The sequence below is a fragment of the Pseudoalteromonas sp. T1lg88 genome, assembly GCF_002964765.1.
In the GTDB taxonomy this organism is placed as follows: Bacteria; Pseudomonadota; Gammaproteobacteria; order Enterobacterales; family Alteromonadaceae; genus Pseudoalteromonas.
Genome location: NZ_PQCF01000032.1, coordinates 242,318 through 259,764, shown reverse-complemented (window position 1 = coordinate 259,764; position 17,447 = coordinate 242,318). Strand labels below are relative to the sequence as shown.

Here is a 17,447-nt window from a genome sequence, read left to right as displayed (position 1 = left end):
TATATTTTTATGATTTGACTATTATTAAAGGTCTATTTTTTTAGGGCGTAGAAATAATAAAAGGGATTAAACAATGGAGAGCACTAGCAATTTCTATTTTTTAAAAAAGCATCAAGACTGGCTATTCAAGCTAGCTGAATCGGCTGAGCGGAACTTTTCTCCCGATCCCAATACGTCTCTTATCAAAATGCGCCAGCTCGGTGAAGCTATTGCCCAATCGATTGCAGCACGTGTAGGGGTTGAATTTGGGCGCAACGTTAAACAGCTTGATTTACTAAGCAACCTCGATGCCAAACTACGTCTTGACGATAATGTGCGCGATGCATTCCATACCATTCGCAAGCTAGGTAACACAGCGAATCATACCTTTGGCAGCGAGAGTCACCGCGATGCGCTTAAATCCCTAATGGTTGGTCATGCGTTATCTATGTGGTTTCATGTCACCTTTGGAGGGAGTGCCGCCAAAGGGTTTACAATCCAACAGTTTGTTAAACCTCAAGACCCTTCAGAATATGTCCGTCAACTGGAAGAGCAAGTTGAACAATTAAAAACAGAGTCTCAACGTAGTTCCGAGCGCATTAAAACGGCCGAGTTGCTTAGCCAGGTTGAAGCCGAAAAAGCACAGGCAGAGCGAGAACGTGCTGAAAAGATGGAGGCAGACAAGGTTATTTGGGAGCAAATCGCCGAGGAGCATGAAGTAACGCTAACTGAGTATAGAGCGAAGATGGACGCTGCTAATTTTGCTTCCTTCAACGCCTTCCAAGCAAAACCTAAAAAGGACCAGGCTGCGGAAATAAAGCGCATTGAAAAATCACCATTTGAAATGGACGAGGCTGAAACCCGTGTCATTATCGATCAGCAACTAGTTGAGGCAGGCTGGAAAGCCGATACGATGAATATTCGCTATGCAGATAAAGTTGATCATGATGGCAAAAGAATTCCAAACTCTGGTTCGCGCCCTGAGCCGGGCAAAAACAAGGCCATCGCCGAGTGGCCAACAGATTCCGGCCCAGCTGATTATGCCTTATTTATCGGTATGACCTTGGTCGGTGTAATTGAAGCCAAGAAATCAGCTAAAAATGTATACAGTGCCATTGATCAAGCAAAGCGCTACGCTAGCAGTATAAATCATTTGCCTCAAGGGGTTGAGGTGCAGCAGTATGGAGAGTTTAAAGCACCTCTTACGTTCGCGGCAAATGGCCGTGCTTATCTTAGGCAGTTGGAGCAAGAAAGCGGGATCTGGTTTTTAGATGTACGCGATAACACTAACCGCCGTAAGGCGCTAAAAGGTTGGTATACTCCTCATGAAATTAAAACCTATTTGCGCCAAACCCCGCAGCAGGCCAATGCTGAATTGGATGGCATGGGGTTCGATTACGAATTAAAGCTCCGTGATTATCAACAACAAGCCATTCTCAGTGTCGAAAAGGCCATTAAAGAAGGAAGAGAGCGGGCAATGGTGGCGATGGCTACAGGTACTGGTAAAACAAAAACCTGTATTGCTCTGGTTTACCGATTATTGAAAGCCGAGCGCTATCGCCGTATTTTATTCCTAGTAGATAGAAGTGCCTTGGGTGTACAAGCAACAGTTGATTTCGGTGAAGTGCGCATGGAAAACCTCAACACCTTTGCCGATACCTTTGAGGTCCTCGGAATAGAGCCGGAAAAAGCACCTAAGCCCAACCCTGAAGACGATACCAAAGTCCACGTCGCGACAGTCCAAGGTCTAGTTAAACGTATTTTGTATCCGTCGGATGAAGGCGCAAAACCGGGCGTTGGCCAATACGATTGTATTGTTGTCGATGAATGTCACCGTGGCTACTTGCTTGATCGTGAGCTGAGTGATACTGAAATTCAATTCCGCGACCAAAAAGACTATATGTCAAAGTATCGTGCGGCGATCGAATATTTCGATGCGTTTAAAGTCGGTTTAACCGCAACGCCAGCATTACATACCAAAGAGATTTTTGGCGATCCTGTCTTCACATACAGTTACACCGAAGCGGTAATTGATGGTTACTTGGTTGATCACTTGCCGCCTACTCGGATTCACACAACATTGAACACAGAGGGTATTAATTACGCGGAAAACGAAGAGGTTGAGGTCTATGACCCACAAACTCAACAGCTTGATTTGATCAACACGCCGGATGAACTTAATTTTGATGTGTCACAGTTTAACCGCCAAGTTATAGCTCCTGAGTTCACAAAAGCAGTCTGTAAATGGCTTATTGAAAGTGATTCTTTGGACCCATATTCGCAAGAAAAATCGCTTATCTTTTGTGTTACGGATAAACATGCCGATGAAGTGGTTGAAGCTTTAAAAGAAGCATGTGAAACCTACCATGGTGAAGTAGAAGATGATGCAATTCAAAAGATCACGGGCACGTCAGATAAGCCTCTTGAAAAAATTCGCCGCTACAAAAACGACAGGTTGCCGAATATTGCCGTCACCGTAGATTTACTCACCACTGGTGTGGATGTGCCTGCCATTTGCAATCTCGTGTTTTTGCGCCGTGTAAACAGTCGTATCCTGTTTGAGCAAATGTTAGGCCGAGCCACTCGTCGTTGCGACGAAATAGCAAAAGAACGCTTCCATATTTTTGACGCGGTAGATATCTACAGACAGCTTGAAAATATTAATAACATGAGGCCAGTTGTCACTAAAGTAGACATCACTTTTAGTGAGCTAGAGGGCGAGCTTACCCAAAGTGATGATCCTAAATTACAGCAACTGGCTCGTGATCAGTTTGTTGCTAAATTACAAAGCAAAAAGAATTACCTTTCACCAGAGCAAAGCGCCGATTTTGAAACCATCGTTGGCAAACCACCAGCTGATTTTGCTAGAGAGCTTAAAAATATGAAAGTCAGCGACGTCGCTGATTGGTTTATCAGCCATCCTGGCCTTTGTGAGTTACTGGATATGAAAGTATCGGGAGGGGGTGGCAGCAATAAGATTGTGATATCCAGACATACCGATGAAGTCATCCACACTTCTACAGGCTATGGCAGCGGCCAGGAGCCTGAGGATTACCTGCAAGCATTTAGTCAGTTTATCAATGCCAATAGCAATCGCATGGTGGCCATCCAAACTGTGATACAGCGTCCGTGGGAGCTTAGTCGAGACAGTTTAAAACAACTGGCATTGGAACTTGAGAAAAACGAGTTCCGAGAGGAAGACTTAAAAGTCGCCTGGAAAGAAGTGAAAAATGAAGACATTGCTGCCCGGATTATCGGTTTTATCCGACAGGCTGCAATAGGTGAAGCCCTAGTACCTTATGACCAGAGGGTAGACAACGCGCTAGAAAAAATTCTCGCTAGTCAGCCTTGGAAAACGCCGCAGCGTGCGTGGTTGGAAACCATTGCGAGCCAGATGAAGGCAAATGTCATTGTCGACGAAAGTAACCTTAATGAAGGTATTTTCAAACAACGCTTGGGTGGCATAAAACGCGCAAGCAAATTATTTGAGCAACCTATTACTGACATACTGGGGCAATTTAACAAAGCTGTTTGGTCAGAAGATAAACAGCAATCGGCATAATTTATAAATTACTTAGGTATAATCAACTAATTTCAAGCCGGGCCGAGTCCCGGCTATTTAGAGTAAGAGCGTATTTCAATGAGCACACAAGATTTAATCAATAAACTCTGGAACCTGTGTAACCTGCTGCGCGATGACGGAGTAACCTACCACGAGTACCTAAATGAACTGACCTATCTAATTTTCCTTAAAATGGTCGAAGAAACCGGGCAAGACGAGCTGATCCCCGAGGGTTATCGTTGGACAGATATTGAGAACTTCAACGCCGCCACCCGGTTGGAAGAATATAAAAAACTGCTCATTCATTTAGGTTCACACGGTTCGCTGATCACTAAGGCTATTTTTGCCGATGCCTCAACCTGCATTCGTAAACCTGCCACCTTAAACAAGCTAGTAACAGAAATTGATAACCTCGATTGGTACTCAGCCAAACACGAAGGCCTGGGCGATATGTATGAAGGCCTGCTCGAAATCAACGCAAGTGAGAAAAAGTCTGGCGCAGGCCAATATTTTACCCCGCGTGTTTTAATTGAAATCATGGTTGAGCTGATGAAGCCGAACCTTGATGATGTCATTGTTGATCCAACCGCAGGCACAGGTGGCTTCTTAATCGCAGCCCACCATGAAATCGAAAAGAACAACGACATCAAAATGCTCGACGAGGCAGCTTACGACAAATACCAACACGGAACATTCTTCGGCATGGAGTTAGTACCAGACACGCGCCGCCTAGCCATGATGAACTTGATGTTGCACGATTTGGCCGTAGATGACACCAATGCTGGAGTATTATTTGGTGATACCTTATCAAACGAAGGAAAAGCCTTACCCAAAGCTAGCTTGATACTAGCTAACCCACCCTTTGGCACCAAGCAAGGTGGCGGTGTGCCAACAAGGGATGACCTTGTTCATTACACCTCTAACAAGCAGTTAGCGTTTTTACACACTATGTACCACAGCATGTTAAAGCCAGGTGGCCGCGCCGCTGTTGTGTTGCCAGACAACGTATTATTTGAAGGCTCAACAGGTCGAAAAATCCGTAACGACTTAATGGACAAGTGCAATCTGCACACTATTTTAAGGTTGCCTACAGGCATCTTCTACGCAGCAGGTGTTAAAACCAACGTACTGTTTTTTGATAAGCCTACCGACATCAATAAAGATAAAGGCAATACTGAGAAGGTGTGGGTATACGACCTTCGCGCCAATATGCCGCAATTTGGTAAGCGCACTGTATTAACCAAAGCCCACTTTGACGAATTCTATCAAGCGGTTGGCAGCGACTTAACTCAAATTGATGTAGCCAAACGCCAAGCCTTTATCGATAACCATAAAGACGGCAGTGAAGTGGGTGATGTTGATACTTGCCGTTTACGTTGTTTCACCCGTGAAGAAATTACCGCTAAAGACGACTCTCTTGACCTTGCTTGGATACGTGATGACAGCATTGAAGATGCCGCCAACTTGCCAGAGCCGGATGTACTCATCAATGAAGCTTTAGAAGAGCTAGCTGGTGCGATTACCGATTTACAGTCAATTCTAGTGGAGCTAGATGCCGCAGAAGAAACGGATGAGGTTGTTGCATGAGCCAGTTGCCTCAAAGTTGGGAAGAAAAGTCAGTAAAAGATATTAATCACCATAAAGGGAAAACGATTAAGCCTATTGATTTCCCTGATGAAACTTTTGAGCTATATAGCGTACCAAGTTTTTCAAGTGGTAAACCTGAGTTAACAACTGGTTCAGAGATTGGTTCTTCAAAGCAAATGGTTGAGCCTGGAGACGTACTTGTTTGTAAAATAAACCCAAGGATTAATAGAGTTTGGGTTGTTGAATCAAAAGGTGAGTACAGACAAATAGCATCTTCTGAATGGATTAATGTTAGAAATTCAAGTTTTGATTCTCGGTATTTACGTTATGCATTTACAAGGCAAGCTTTTAGAGAGTTAATTTGTTCGGAGGTGTCTGGAGTTGGAGGGTCACTAACAAGAGCGCAACCAAAGAAAGTTGCAACTTACCCTGTTCCAGTAGCTCCAGAACCAGAGCAAAAACGCATTGCAGATAAACTGGATTCGGTCTTAGCCAAAGTCGAATCGGCACAAGCACGCCTCGACAAAATCCCAACCATACTAAAACGCTTCCGCCAATCCGTCCTCGCCGCCGCCACCTCCGGTGAAGTCACCAAAGACTGGCGTGAGGAGAATGGGGTTCAGTTTAATTTCAAAGAATATGGATTTGACGAAATACTAACGGAGTTAAGAAATGGACTATCAGCAAAACCAAACGAAGACGGAAAGGGTACGCCAATTCTGAGGATTAGCTCTGTAAGAGCAATGGAGATTGATCAGCAAGATATCAGATATCTTGAATTGAGCGATAAAGAACTTGAGAAATATATGCTTTGTGAGGGTGACCTGCTGTTTACTAGGTACAATGGCAGCCTCGAATTTGTTGGTGTTTGTGGATTGCTGACAAAGCTAGAGCACGAAAATCTTGTGTATCCTGATAAATTGATAAGAGCACGATTAAATGAAAAAGCACTGCCTCAATTTATTGAAATCCTTTTCTCTTCTCTTGAAATGCGAGATAAGGTAACGGGTTGCGTCAAAACGACTTCTGGGCAGAAAGGGATATCAGGTAAGAACTTAAAGGAGCTGGTAGTAAAGTTACCAGGCATCAGCGAGCAAAAAGAAATTGTAAGACAAGTATCTAACCTATTAGCTAAAGCAGAAAGCGTTGAGCATAGGTATTTAAAGTCAAAGGTAAGATTAGACTCATTAACACAATCAATTTTATCAAAAGCATTTAGCGGTAAGCTCTAATGAAGTTGCAAAATCTAGAGCTTGTTGGAGAATTTAAATCTATCGCCGGAACCCGCAATAGACCCTTTATTTATGAATTCACAGACTCCAAGAAAGCTTTTAATCCCCTGTGCTTAGTCGGCTTAAATGGCTCTGGAAAGTCGAACTTTATTGAACTTTTAGCAGATATCTTCAATTACGCAGATCGTTTTTTTAACCAACAGTTTTCATCAAAAAACGAATTGAATTATAACTTTTCTCTGAGTTACCAAATTGAATTTGAAGGAGTAGAGGTTGATGTTGATTTAGTGTGCACAGACGGTCACTTAGTTCTCGATTATGATGAGAAACTGGTTACTATCTATAATCCTCATGATCTTCTTCCAAAACATGTTATTGCATATTCTTCAGGACATAATCAGGGGCTTAGCTCAATTTTTGCTAAAAACCAGTTTCAATATTTTGATTTGATTAGACAGCAAGGAGCATTTTTTAGGGAGTATACTGAAAAAAGAAATATAGCTTATGAGAAGGCAGCTATAGATAGTAATGCTGAAAACGACTCCATGTGGAGGGAATTATCTCACTATGTAAGAAGAAAGTTTGAGACGTCAGCGGATTTATTTATATGGCCAGAATCGGATAGAAGTAACTTAGATTATTACTTCCAGCGACCTGAAGATGCTCCAGAAGCGGCTAATATTTCACTTCCTGTAGGTATATTTACAGATCATTCATTAAATAGTTTAATCTTTGTTTTTCTAATGGTCTGTGAAGGGATTAATAAAGAAAAATCTGAAAAATTTAGAGAATTTGTTAAAAGCGAAGCCAATATCTATGGTGTCAGTTATTTCGATATTGACATACGGTTAAGCGAATATCGTCATTTTGATAAAGTAATCGATATTGTAGGTCGGTTAGTTAAACTTAGCTTAGCATCTCAAAAAAAATCTTCACCAAAAGAGCTTAAAGGTTTTAATACTGAAACTCTAAGTGGCAGGCTATCTTTTAGGGTAAATGATGAATTCCTACAAAGCCTCAGAGCAAATTATCTTGATGAAAATTATTTCTTCGAACATTTAATTACTCTAAACCACCTTGTAGCTAAAAGGTGGAGCCATGATGAAAAGCGAACACTGAAACTAGATAAATATGAACGCAATGTTCCAAACTTATCTGGTGGTTTAATGCCAATTCGATTTACCAATATCGAGATAATTTATGGTGAAAACGAAATTAAGAGCACTTACGACAGAGTAAGTGACGGTGAACACCAGTTGATTCAAGTTGTCGGCAGCTTACTATTGTTTTCTTCTGAACAAACCCTTTTCATATTGGATGAACCAGAAAGTCACTTTAATCCCGAATGGCGAACAGAGTTTTTAGACCTAATTGAGAAATATGTTGATACCTCAAAGATGGAACTTTTGATATCGACTCATTCGCCCTTTTTATTGTCTGCTTGCAAATCGAACAGAGTTCTTAGCTTTAAGAAAAATGATAAGTCTGAGGTTGAAATTACAGATCTTGATATACAAACATACGGAGCAGGATTTGACTCACTATTAACATCTGTTTTTGAAATGGAAGTGTTAATTTCACAAAAGCCTTTAAATGAAATCCGTGAAAAATTAAGAAAATACGACGACGGTGAAGTTGATGCTGTTACTGCATTAGAGAGTCTAAAGGAATATGGGGATTCTTTTGAACTGAATTATAGGGTTAATCAACTAAAGCAAGAGTTAAAAAAGCAAGGACAGCGAGAAAGCTAATGTTATGGACAGTTACTAAACCAGATAATTCAGGACTTTACTGGTTAGACGACGTATATAAAAACTTCTATCAACAGCTATTCGAAGGAGCAGGGTTTGATGAATGCTTTCTAGATGGCTTTAATATTGTTCTCGTAAAAAGCACAAAAACAAAAACAAAATTTCAGGATGTTTTTGATGGATTTAATGATCTTGAAGACCCGTTAAAAAATCGTGTTCAAGAGATCTACGCTAGTCATATTGCTTATAAACATTGCTTCTCTTCTATTGATAAAGAAATTAAAAAACCGTGTGAAGAACTAAGTGAGTTCTGGGAAAAAGTTAAGAGCTTAGCAACTTACTTATATTCAACAACACTTGGCCTAGTATGTTTCAAAGATGCTTGTGCCGAAGAAGCTGACATGGACGTTCACTATCAAGAATATAAAGAACTCAATGGCGTAGTTTGTTGCTTTTGCGGCACCGAAGAAATGATGGAAGAACGTGAAATAGAACCTGAAGATAAATTTGAAGCTGGAGCTAAAGACGAAAAACAGTGGAGAGCTTCTTATGACCATTATTTGCCTAAAAAGCTATACCCTTTCCTTTCTGTTGATTTTAACAATCTGATTCCTTGTTGCCAAAAGTGTAATGAAAAAGCAAAAGGTGAGATAGATGTATTATTGGCTGATGACGTTCGGACATTAGCATTCTATCCGTATGACGATGATAGCACTGTTCAATTAGAAGCGTCCTTAAATCAAGTCAGTGAAACATTAGCAATGACTATTGATATAAAAGATTCAGACGGTGAGGCTAATGCTAAAGCTGATACGTGGAATAGAGCCTTTAAAGTTATACCCAGGGTAAATAGAAGACTTAAAAACTTTCATCGCTCTTGGTTAGCCCCACTACTTAACGGAGTAGAAGGTATTCCAAATGTTCGAACCACATTAGGCAATGAAATACAAAGGTGTGTCGATGTGGCTCGTAATGAGAGAGAAGCTTTTATTAAGCATCTCTGCTTCACAGAAGTTGAATCTAAATCTGATGAAGAAATAGAGGTATTGATAAAAACAGTTAAAGAGATATATTCGAGAAGACAGATAAGGAATACCTTATGACAAGCTGGCCGAAATGTTCATTTATACGATTCGCAGTAATTCTGATTAGAAGTTTGAGGGAAGATCAGTTTACGGCCAATAGTTAGTTAAACTCTGGACAGAGCTTTAGCCTGAGGATTTAAGCCTACTTCCGATCAGTCAAATTTTAAGGGAAAAGTCATTTTCAGACGGCGGTTCAAAGTTAATTTGGGTATCATTTTAATGTACTATGAAATGTACTTTTATGTGAAAAATAAATTAACTTTAACCTATCAATCAAATAGTTAAGTTATAAATTTTAACTCCCCCAGCTCCACCAATAAAGAAACCCTGTGCTGACAAGCACGGGGTTTTTTATTGCCCGGAATTTGGGTGGTGACAAATTTTCCGGGAGTTCAGGCAATAAAAAAGCTCCTTAAATAAGGAGCTTGAATGAGGTTGGGAACCAGAATTGACCTAGCTGATAAATCCTACTTCCCTGTAAGAAGCTGCGCATCCACCTATTTGCCCATCAGTCTAATAACCATCGCCCCGTGAATGCACAGGTGCAGGATTCCCTTTTACTTGACACCTAGGCCATCACAACTGTTTTCAGTTAGATAGTCGTATGCCGCTTTCGCCTGAACGAGGCCGTGACCATATTTATAGTCGTAGCCCTCATCACCTAGGTCTTTCGCTGAAGCAGTTAAGGCGCTGCGAATCTCATAGTTGTTACACTGTGGGAAGTAGCTCCACACCAAGGCTGCTACACCAGCAACGTGCGGGCTCGCCATTGAGGTACCACTCATGTAAGCATATAAATCCTGCGTGTTGCCCGGAATAAGATTTCTAGCAACCGTAGAGACAACATCTACACCCGGCGCAGCCAATTCAACTTGAGAAGTACGCTGTGAAAACTCCGCATGCTCCATTTGAGAATCAACCGCTGCAACTGACACTACACCGTCATAGGATGCTGGGTAGCTATGCGTAGCATTACCATCGTTACCTGCGGCGGCTATCAACAATACGCCTTGCTTTTCCAAACGGGAGTATGCGCGTTCCTCCACCTTGGTCGAAAAGGCACCTCCGAGACTCATGTTTACCACCTTTGAACCCGCATCGGCACAATCATTTACCGCACCCGCTAAGTCTGACGCATACACAAAATTACCGTCGTCATTAAATACACGGGCGATGTGCAATTCTGGCATTCCTGAACCAATAACACCCGTTAGAGAGTTTGCCCCGGTACCGTCTAATGCTGCGATAGTACCGGCGACATGTGTGCCATGCCCATGGCCGTCTTGATACCAAGGACCTGCTCCCTCGCTGTCACCGTCAACAGTAGATGATGGAAGGTCGCCATGGCCTAAGTCATAACCCGTGTCGACGATACAGACCTTTATGCCGCCCATATACTTCAACTGATCAGCCTGAACCATTGGCAAGCCATAAGGCACATAATCTTCAAAGTTTGCTGGTTCAGCGCCAATTTCCATTTGCGGTATTGCAAAACGCTTAGCGTCAACTTCCGCAGATTTAAGGGCTTTGTTATCTTTGATTTGTGCGTATACATCTGCATTGATAGTAGCCGCGAATGAGTTGTCACTGTCCAATAGGCGTACTACAGAACCACCCGCGCGCTCGATAGCAGAAATGAGCTCAGCTTTGGAGCCATTGTGGTATTCAAATACAACGCGAATATCTTTTTGCTGCGTTGCTTGTGAATCATTAATAAGTTCAGCATTGGCCGAAAAAGCAGTAGCGACTAATACAGCAATTAAACTTTTATTTTTCATCTTGATGCTCCTTATTCTGACTCTGTTTCTTTGTTTTTATCTGGGCAACTATGCGTTTGAATGTTGCCATTCATAGTGCCGTGATTTAAGTAGCCTTCATAAGGGCCATTATCCAATTTCATTGCCGTAACAATACCGTGGAAGTTTCCTTTACCAGTACCCGTGTCGATGAAGCATGCAAAACCGGTTCCTTCACCCGGTGCTTGTGGATTCTTTGAATCATAAGTAAATTGCGCTTCATATTGGTTTTCACAATTACACTCTGCCGCCTCGGGATCGCCTGCACCAAGATCCAGTGTGCAATAACCAAAATCATCAACTTTTGCGTTAAAGCTCACCCCACCCATATGTTCGAAATCAATGGCTGAATGGTCTTGATAGTTCACACGACCTGACGCTTCTTCACCACAGCTTTCAACATTGAAAGTGAAGACTGCATTTTTGTCACCGCCAGCCGAAGCCATGGTGCCGCCACCTGTCATTTTATGCTCACCGACCAGACTACAACCCGTTGACAATGTACCGGCCAATAGAGCCATTGTGATTACCTTTAGATTTTTTTGGACCATTGAGTCCCCCTATTTGGATCTTATTTTATGATTCTCTATGCATGAGTTTTATAACTTCAACATCTGTTTATTGTTTGATGCCAAAGCTCATGCGACCTCAGTAAAAATAAGGAGCTTAATCATTTAGTTAGGGCCCCAAACCCTTACTGTGTGGGATCAGTGTACGGGTTTACAAAAAATTAAAGTATTGAACATATAACCCAATCTTCTGCGTCTCGGGACTTAAGTCATTTGACTCAAATAAGTGCAATAAAAGAAGTAATTAGTTGAATTTTATAAATTATTTGTAAATTACAAGGAGGTGCCTAGCGGAGCAGCTGCACTAAATATGAAGGCGGCAGACAGTATGTACATTCAGAGGAGGTTATTGATTAATGAGCTGCTGATATTTGACAGTGGCTTGAGTGCGGTTCTCCACTTCCAGCAACTTAAATATTGTATAAGCATGTGAACGAACTGTTTTTTCGGAAATATTGAGCTGATTGGCGATCGCTTTGTTACTAAGACCCGAGGCAATCAAAGCCATCACTTTTTGCTGTTGTCGAGTGAAAATGGCTAAACTAGCAGGCGCGGAATGCGACGCTAATATTTTCTCTATATCGGCTTGGTCCTCTGCCAAATATTTGGCAATCAATTTTACGATATCTGTGTCTATTTCTGTTTTTGATACAAACTCGGAGGCACCTGCTTTTAGGCACTCATTCATGCTCTGAAAGTCATCGTGCGCACTGATGATAATTAGAGGCAATGCGGGGTAGTGGTCCGTTATATACTTAGCTCCCTCTACACCAACACACCCGGGCATTGATAAGTCTACGATAGCTAAATCAAGGTCTTCTTCTTTTTCACTTAAGAGACGAAATAGTTGCTGATAACTATTAGCGCTGTGAATAACAACATTTGACCATATCGCTTTTATTTTTTGCTCTAGCGCGAAAACAAAAAGGGGGTGGTCATCTGCAATTACAACCTGAAAACGACTCATTGCTTTAGACCTCTGATTAAAAGTTGTTCTAGCTTTTTACACTTTATGGGTTTTTTCATAAAGAAAACGCCACTGTTTTTGCTCAACCTTGCTTTAGCTTGAAGGTTACCGGAAACATACACAAGCACACCATGCTCTGCCAGCTTTTGCCGATATTCTTCGAGATAATCTATACCATCTTTTGGTTGCGCTAAATCAACATCTGAGATGATCGCCCAAAACTGTGTGCCATCAGTTGCGAGTAACTCGTCAGCACATGTAAAGCAATGAACCTCATAATTCATCGCTCTTAAGGTGTTTGCAAGCCAATTTAATTGTTGCGGGTCATCCTCAACGAGTGCCAGCTTTATCGGTGCCGATTGCTCTGTCTGGTCTGAAATATCTGCCGGTTTGGCTGTTTTAAGCACTATTTCAAAAATGGCGCCATGGGGGTTAGCGTTGCGATAGCTCAAGGGAATGTTTAACAGCTCGGCAATCTTACTGACCACCGAGAGCCCCAGCCCACTGCCGGTATATGAATGAGTTCCTCTGGAAAATGGCGCTATGTTATCGAGACAGATGCCTTCGGGTAAGCCTGGACCATTGTCTTTAACGAGAATATGACAACTATCACCCGAACATTCAGCAACTATACCTACCTCTCCATTCTCTGGTGTGTTTTTAATGGCATTGTCCACCAGGTTATTTATGAGTCTGAGCAGTAAATGACCGTCTGTTTGAATAAATTGACCCTTAGGTGCGCTGACTTTAAAGGACAAGTTTCTGGATTTACACAGGGGTGAAAACATATTCTCAACGGATTTTAAAATGGGGTCCAAGGCAACTTGTGCTTTTACGGGCTCGATGATCCCCGCATCAAGCTTTGAAAGCTGCGCAATATTTTCCGTAAGCTGGTCCAAGCTATCTACAACACTACCCAGATGGGCACTACTGTGCGTCGCACTCGCCCCCGTCGGTGAGCCCCTGAAAACATTGAGCTTCAATAAACTCACTAAATTTTTAATATCATGACTAGCGCCCGTAATGAAGCGCGCCTTATCCTGTTGTTCCTTTATTCGCAGCCGCTGCTTCTGTTCTAATTCTTCGGTTGTTTGCTTTATTTGATATTGCAGCTCTTTGGTGTAAGCGTCTTGTAAGGCTTTTTGCTTCTCCAGATACTTTAGTCGCTCCAATTTACTGCGCATGACCAGGCTATACACCCAAATTACAAATGCCGTGAAAATCAAGGTATAGATTATTATTGCAGGCGGTTGCAGCCACACTGGCGGCTTAACTTTAAATTGAAACTTAAGAGTGTTACTGAGCATGCCGTTTTCTAAGCGAGCACGAACAAATAGTTGGTAAGTACCTGATGACAAGGAAGGTAAAGTAACCAAGGTTTCCTCTTGCTTAGTCCACTCACCCTCTTGGGTGTTTAACGAATACTCGATGACGGTATTGTCATTGAGAGACATAAAACTCAATGCTGTTTTAAATGCCAACATATCGGGCGCGGTAAATTGCTGCTCTTCGCCATAGATAGTGAATGGTTTGCCGTCGACCTTTGAACTCACCCAACTCAAGTACGGCCCTGGCCTGAGTGCCAGCTTATCGTGAAATACCGTCACCCCATTAAAGCCAACATTCACAGTGCTGTTGTTTATCTTTGTGCAAGCAAATTGAAAGCTTTCGCGGTGGCTCAAGCCGTCATCCATGATTAAATAGTCTTGTAGAGAAAGGCTGTTATCAAATATCGCCACGCCATTATTAGTCGAAACTATCCAGCCCTCTCGCATATAAGGCGCCATACACAGTGTCACTTTATTAATCAGTAAATGATTGTCTTCAATTTCCACTTCTTTAAAACCATCCTTAGTTGGCTCGATACGAGATAAACCCTGACCCAAAGTCAGCAGTACAAGGGCATTATCAATCTGCTCTATGCCAGTTAACATTTTCTCACTAGCTATGGTCTGCCAACCTTCAGGTGCCTGTTTATCATCCCAATTAGCTATCAGTAACCCGTCGTTGAACGTCGCGACAAAGAGAGTGTCGTCCTTTACACTAACACGATAAGCAAGCTCTGCTGCAAGTGGAGTTCGCCATTGAATGAAATACTGTTCAGCCCGTTTCCTCATAAAAACCAGCTCATCGAGATACAGAAGCAGCAGGTCGCCTGAGGCCAGTTCGTATACATCCGATAAAGGCGTTTTTTCTCCCTCTAGCTCTGGCATTAGCGACCCCAAGCCAAGCCATTGACCGTTTGAGTGGTATAAGCTCCCGGAACGATAAGAGTTTAAAAAGACCCTGTTAGCAGTATGGATAAAATGGACGGGTTCAAAACCCTCGGGGTAATTGCGCCGTTCGAGTAGGGTAAGCTCCCCCCGCTCTTCTTTAAAATAAAGTAGCGTGGAAGACCCAGCTAACACCAGACGTTGTTGTTCATCTTCTTGAATCACGGCGGCCGACAAGGGCTCTTCGCCAAACCTAGTCTCAAAATCAGCATAGCTTGAAATGGCCTCATAACTTGAAGGCAAAAGGTAAAGCCCATCCATAGAACCTATAAGTAAATCACCATTGTCGCCGATCAACAAACTATGATAGTGAAGACGCTTGGTAAACAGGTTTTTCTGATTGTCTGTCGTTAATAGGCTTACATTGTTAAGTTGTGCGTTTACAACGAATAAACCCTCGCTGCTGACTATAAATAATTTGCCATTATCCTCGACAATTCGACCTGCGGATGCGACCTCCCCTTCCTTAGTGACCAAGCTCACTGATTCACATTGAAGCTTGTCGCACCTGTAAATATTGCCTCCCAATGACACAACCCAGAGAAGATTATTACTATCGAGCGTATAACTAATTACCCTGCGCTTATCCGGGACAGGATAAGCGGGTGTTAATGCAAAGGTCTCCGGCTCAACCCAGCTAAACTGATTCTCTGTTTGTATTAAGAGGCGACCATTGATTTCTCTTTGGTTGTTTACTGGGCCAAGTGAATCGGGAGCCTTAACAACACTGAAGCGTGTTGTATCAATCAAAACCAGTTGGTTATCCGCGAGCGCTGCTATGTGCTGGTTATCCCATTGAATTAGGCTTCTCAACGTTTGCGCCGGCGGAAGCTGTGGACTTACATCAACGGCTGAAAAATCCACCGTATCCAAACGTTCGATCCCATGGTTTGACAACACCCACAAACCACTCTTGTTATCGAATAAGAGCTCATGAATGTAACTGCCCTTTAGCCCTCGCTCCACGTGCGTCGGACCAAAGGCGATAACTTGATTGGCATCAAGCATATTTACGCCGTCTTGCGTTGCTATCCAAAGCCTAGAAAATTGATCAAACTCCATATCTTGTAGCGAGTTGGCGGATAGGCCATCTTCCACATTGAAGGAGGTCGCGTTGACGTGGTGTTGACGGTCGGCTTTTAAAGTTAAGGTTGCGTTGGCATTAGAGGCAAACCCCAGGCAAGAACCGAGCACAAAAACAACCAGTAATATATTTGGCCTAAAGATATTGAGAGGAACTCTCCCAAACACCAGTTCTCGGTACTGCTCGATGGTTTTCGTCATAGGACTAGCTTAGTAAATAATAATTAAGAGCAACGGATCCACTGCCACCACCAAACATACAAGATGATAGCGACAGGGATTAATAAGAATAACAACACAAAACCTGGCGCGAGCCAAGTAATGAGAAAGGAGAGTCTGTGCTTAGCTTTACGCATTTAGGTTTGAATTCCCGGCTCAAAAATAAATAGGCCCTGTGTCGATAAACAGGGTTTTCTATTGTCTGGAATTTGAGTGGTGACAAATATACCAAGAGCAGATTAGGCTGCTCAGGCAAATGCATGAATGAATGGCGTACAATTACAAAGGTGAGATAAGGCGATAAAATCAGCCATCGGGTCAAACTATTGATGAGTGTTAAACCCGATGGCTCAGTGGTAACTTAAATTGGTGGATATGACATACCCACCGAGATAAAGGCGTTTACCCTTGCCCCTTGCCCTGCTCTTTAATTAGCTGTTTCAGCTCTTGTATTTCCTTGTGCAGGTCTTCTATGGTTGGGGTATTGTCCGCCGCTTCCTTTTCCTGGCGCACCTTGGCGTGTTCGTCTTCCATCACATTGACCACTATGCCGATCACCATGTTCAAAAACGCAAACGCGGTGAAGAAGATAAACGTCAGGTAGAAAATCCACGACATGGGGTAGACTTCCATGGTCTCGTATTGAATATCCGTCCAGTCTTCGAAGGTCATTATGCGGAATAAAGTCAGCATGGAAATGGCGATGTCACCCCATAAATCCGGGTTAATGTCTTTAAAGATAAAACTGCCGAATGCGGCGTAGATATAGAAGATGATAAACATCAACAGGATCACATAGCCCAACTGCGGCAGAGCCTTGATCAGGGAGTTGATCAACACGCGAAGCTCCGGCACCACAGAGACCATACGCAATACCCGGAACACCCTGACCAGGCGCGCCAACAGGGCCATTTCACTGTCATTGATGGGGATCAGGCTGACGGCAACAACCAGGGTATCGAATATATTCCAGCCTTTTTTAAAGAAGTTCTTCTTGTCTTCATCTGTGATAAAACGGATCGATATTTCGAACAAAAAGAAAACGGTAATAAACACGTCCAGTATGTTGGTGAAGGACATGGCTCCATCCGGCAAAGAAAAGGTTTTTGCTCCTATCTCTAAGGCGGAAATAATGATCACCGACACCACGGCCAGCTCGAACAGCTTGTTGTTCTTCAGGTTGTTTAACGAGTATCTTATGTTTTCGTACATGATTAGCTAAATTTAATAAACCAAAAATAGACGCAGTGAGCGCGATTCTATCATTGGAAAACAAAAAGCGTATCGTTAAATTTGTAGTTGGAGCAGATGATTACACAGGGCGTCATGAGAAGCCTTAAGCAC

At 42.6% G+C, this 17,447-nt stretch carries 10 protein-coding genes; 5 read left to right on the top strand and 5 right to left on the bottom strand.

Going from position 1 to position 17,447, the window contains the following annotated elements:
- Positions 1 to 73: 73 nt before the first annotated feature.
- The 5 genes from hsdR (at position 74) to C2M34_RS12755 (ending at position 9,214) form a co-directional block, all read left to right on the top strand.
- Entirely contained in the window at positions 74 to 3,541 is a 3,468-nt protein-coding gene (gene hsdR / locus C2M34_RS12775; RefSeq protein ID WP_105258997.1) for a type I restriction-modification system endonuclease, read from the top strand.
- 78 nt (positions 3,542 to 3,619) lie between these two features.
- Complete coding sequence (locus C2M34_RS12770) at positions 3,620 to 5,128, top strand: class I SAM-dependent DNA methyltransferase (RefSeq protein WP_105258996.1); 1,509 nt, start codon at positions 3,620 to 3,622, stop codon at positions 5,126 to 5,128.
- On the top strand, positions 5,125 to 6,360 hold the full coding sequence (locus C2M34_RS12765) for a restriction endonuclease subunit S (RefSeq protein ID WP_105258995.1): 1,236 nt from the start codon (positions 5,125 to 5,127) through the stop codon (positions 6,358 to 6,360). The genes C2M34_RS12770 and C2M34_RS12765 overlap by 4 nt, the downstream gene beginning before the upstream one ends.
- Positions 6,360 to 8,111, top strand: coding sequence for an AAA family ATPase (locus tag C2M34_RS12760; RefSeq protein ID WP_105258994.1), 1,752 nt, complete (start codon positions 6,360 to 6,362; stop codon positions 8,109 to 8,111). Before C2M34_RS12765 ends, C2M34_RS12760 begins: the two co-directional genes overlap by 1 nt.
- On the top strand, positions 8,111 to 9,214 hold the full coding sequence (locus C2M34_RS12755; protein ID WP_105258993.1) for a hypothetical protein: 1,104 nt from the start codon (positions 8,111 to 8,113) through the stop codon (positions 9,212 to 9,214). Before C2M34_RS12760 ends, C2M34_RS12755 begins: the two co-directional genes overlap by 1 nt.
- Positions 9,215 to 9,753: 539 nt before the next feature.
- On the opposite strand, the gene C2M34_RS12750 is transcribed toward C2M34_RS12755, so the two are convergent.
- From C2M34_RS12750 to C2M34_RS12730, 5 genes are all read right to left on the bottom strand, one after another.
- Positions 9,754 to 10,974 (bottom strand): S8 family peptidase, encoded by a 1,221-nt coding sequence (locus C2M34_RS12750; RefSeq protein WP_105258992.1) that lies wholly within the window; start codon positions 10,972 to 10,974, stop codon positions 9,754 to 9,756.
- Between the two features lie 11 nt (positions 10,975 to 10,985).
- Complete coding sequence (locus tag C2M34_RS12745) at positions 10,986 to 11,543, bottom strand: hypothetical protein (RefSeq protein WP_105201084.1); 558 nt, start codon at positions 11,541 to 11,543, stop codon at positions 10,986 to 10,988.
- 364 nt (positions 11,544 to 11,907) lie between these two features.
- Positions 11,908 to 12,528 (bottom strand): response regulator transcription factor, encoded by a 621-nt coding sequence (locus tag C2M34_RS12740; RefSeq protein ID WP_105258991.1) that lies wholly within the window; start codon positions 12,526 to 12,528, stop codon positions 11,908 to 11,910.
- Positions 12,525 to 16,085, bottom strand: coding sequence for an ATP-binding protein (locus C2M34_RS12735; RefSeq protein WP_105258990.1), 3,561 nt, complete (start codon positions 16,083 to 16,085; stop codon positions 12,525 to 12,527). The genes C2M34_RS12740 and C2M34_RS12735 overlap by 4 nt, the downstream gene beginning before the upstream one ends.
- Positions 16,086 to 16,505: 420 nt before the next feature.
- The gene (locus tag C2M34_RS12730; RefSeq protein WP_105201081.1) at positions 16,506 to 17,315 is read right to left on the bottom strand and encodes an ion transporter; all 810 of its coding nucleotides are present in this window, start codon (positions 17,313 to 17,315) and stop codon (positions 16,506 to 16,508) included.
- Positions 17,316 to 17,447 lie beyond the last annotated feature (132 nt).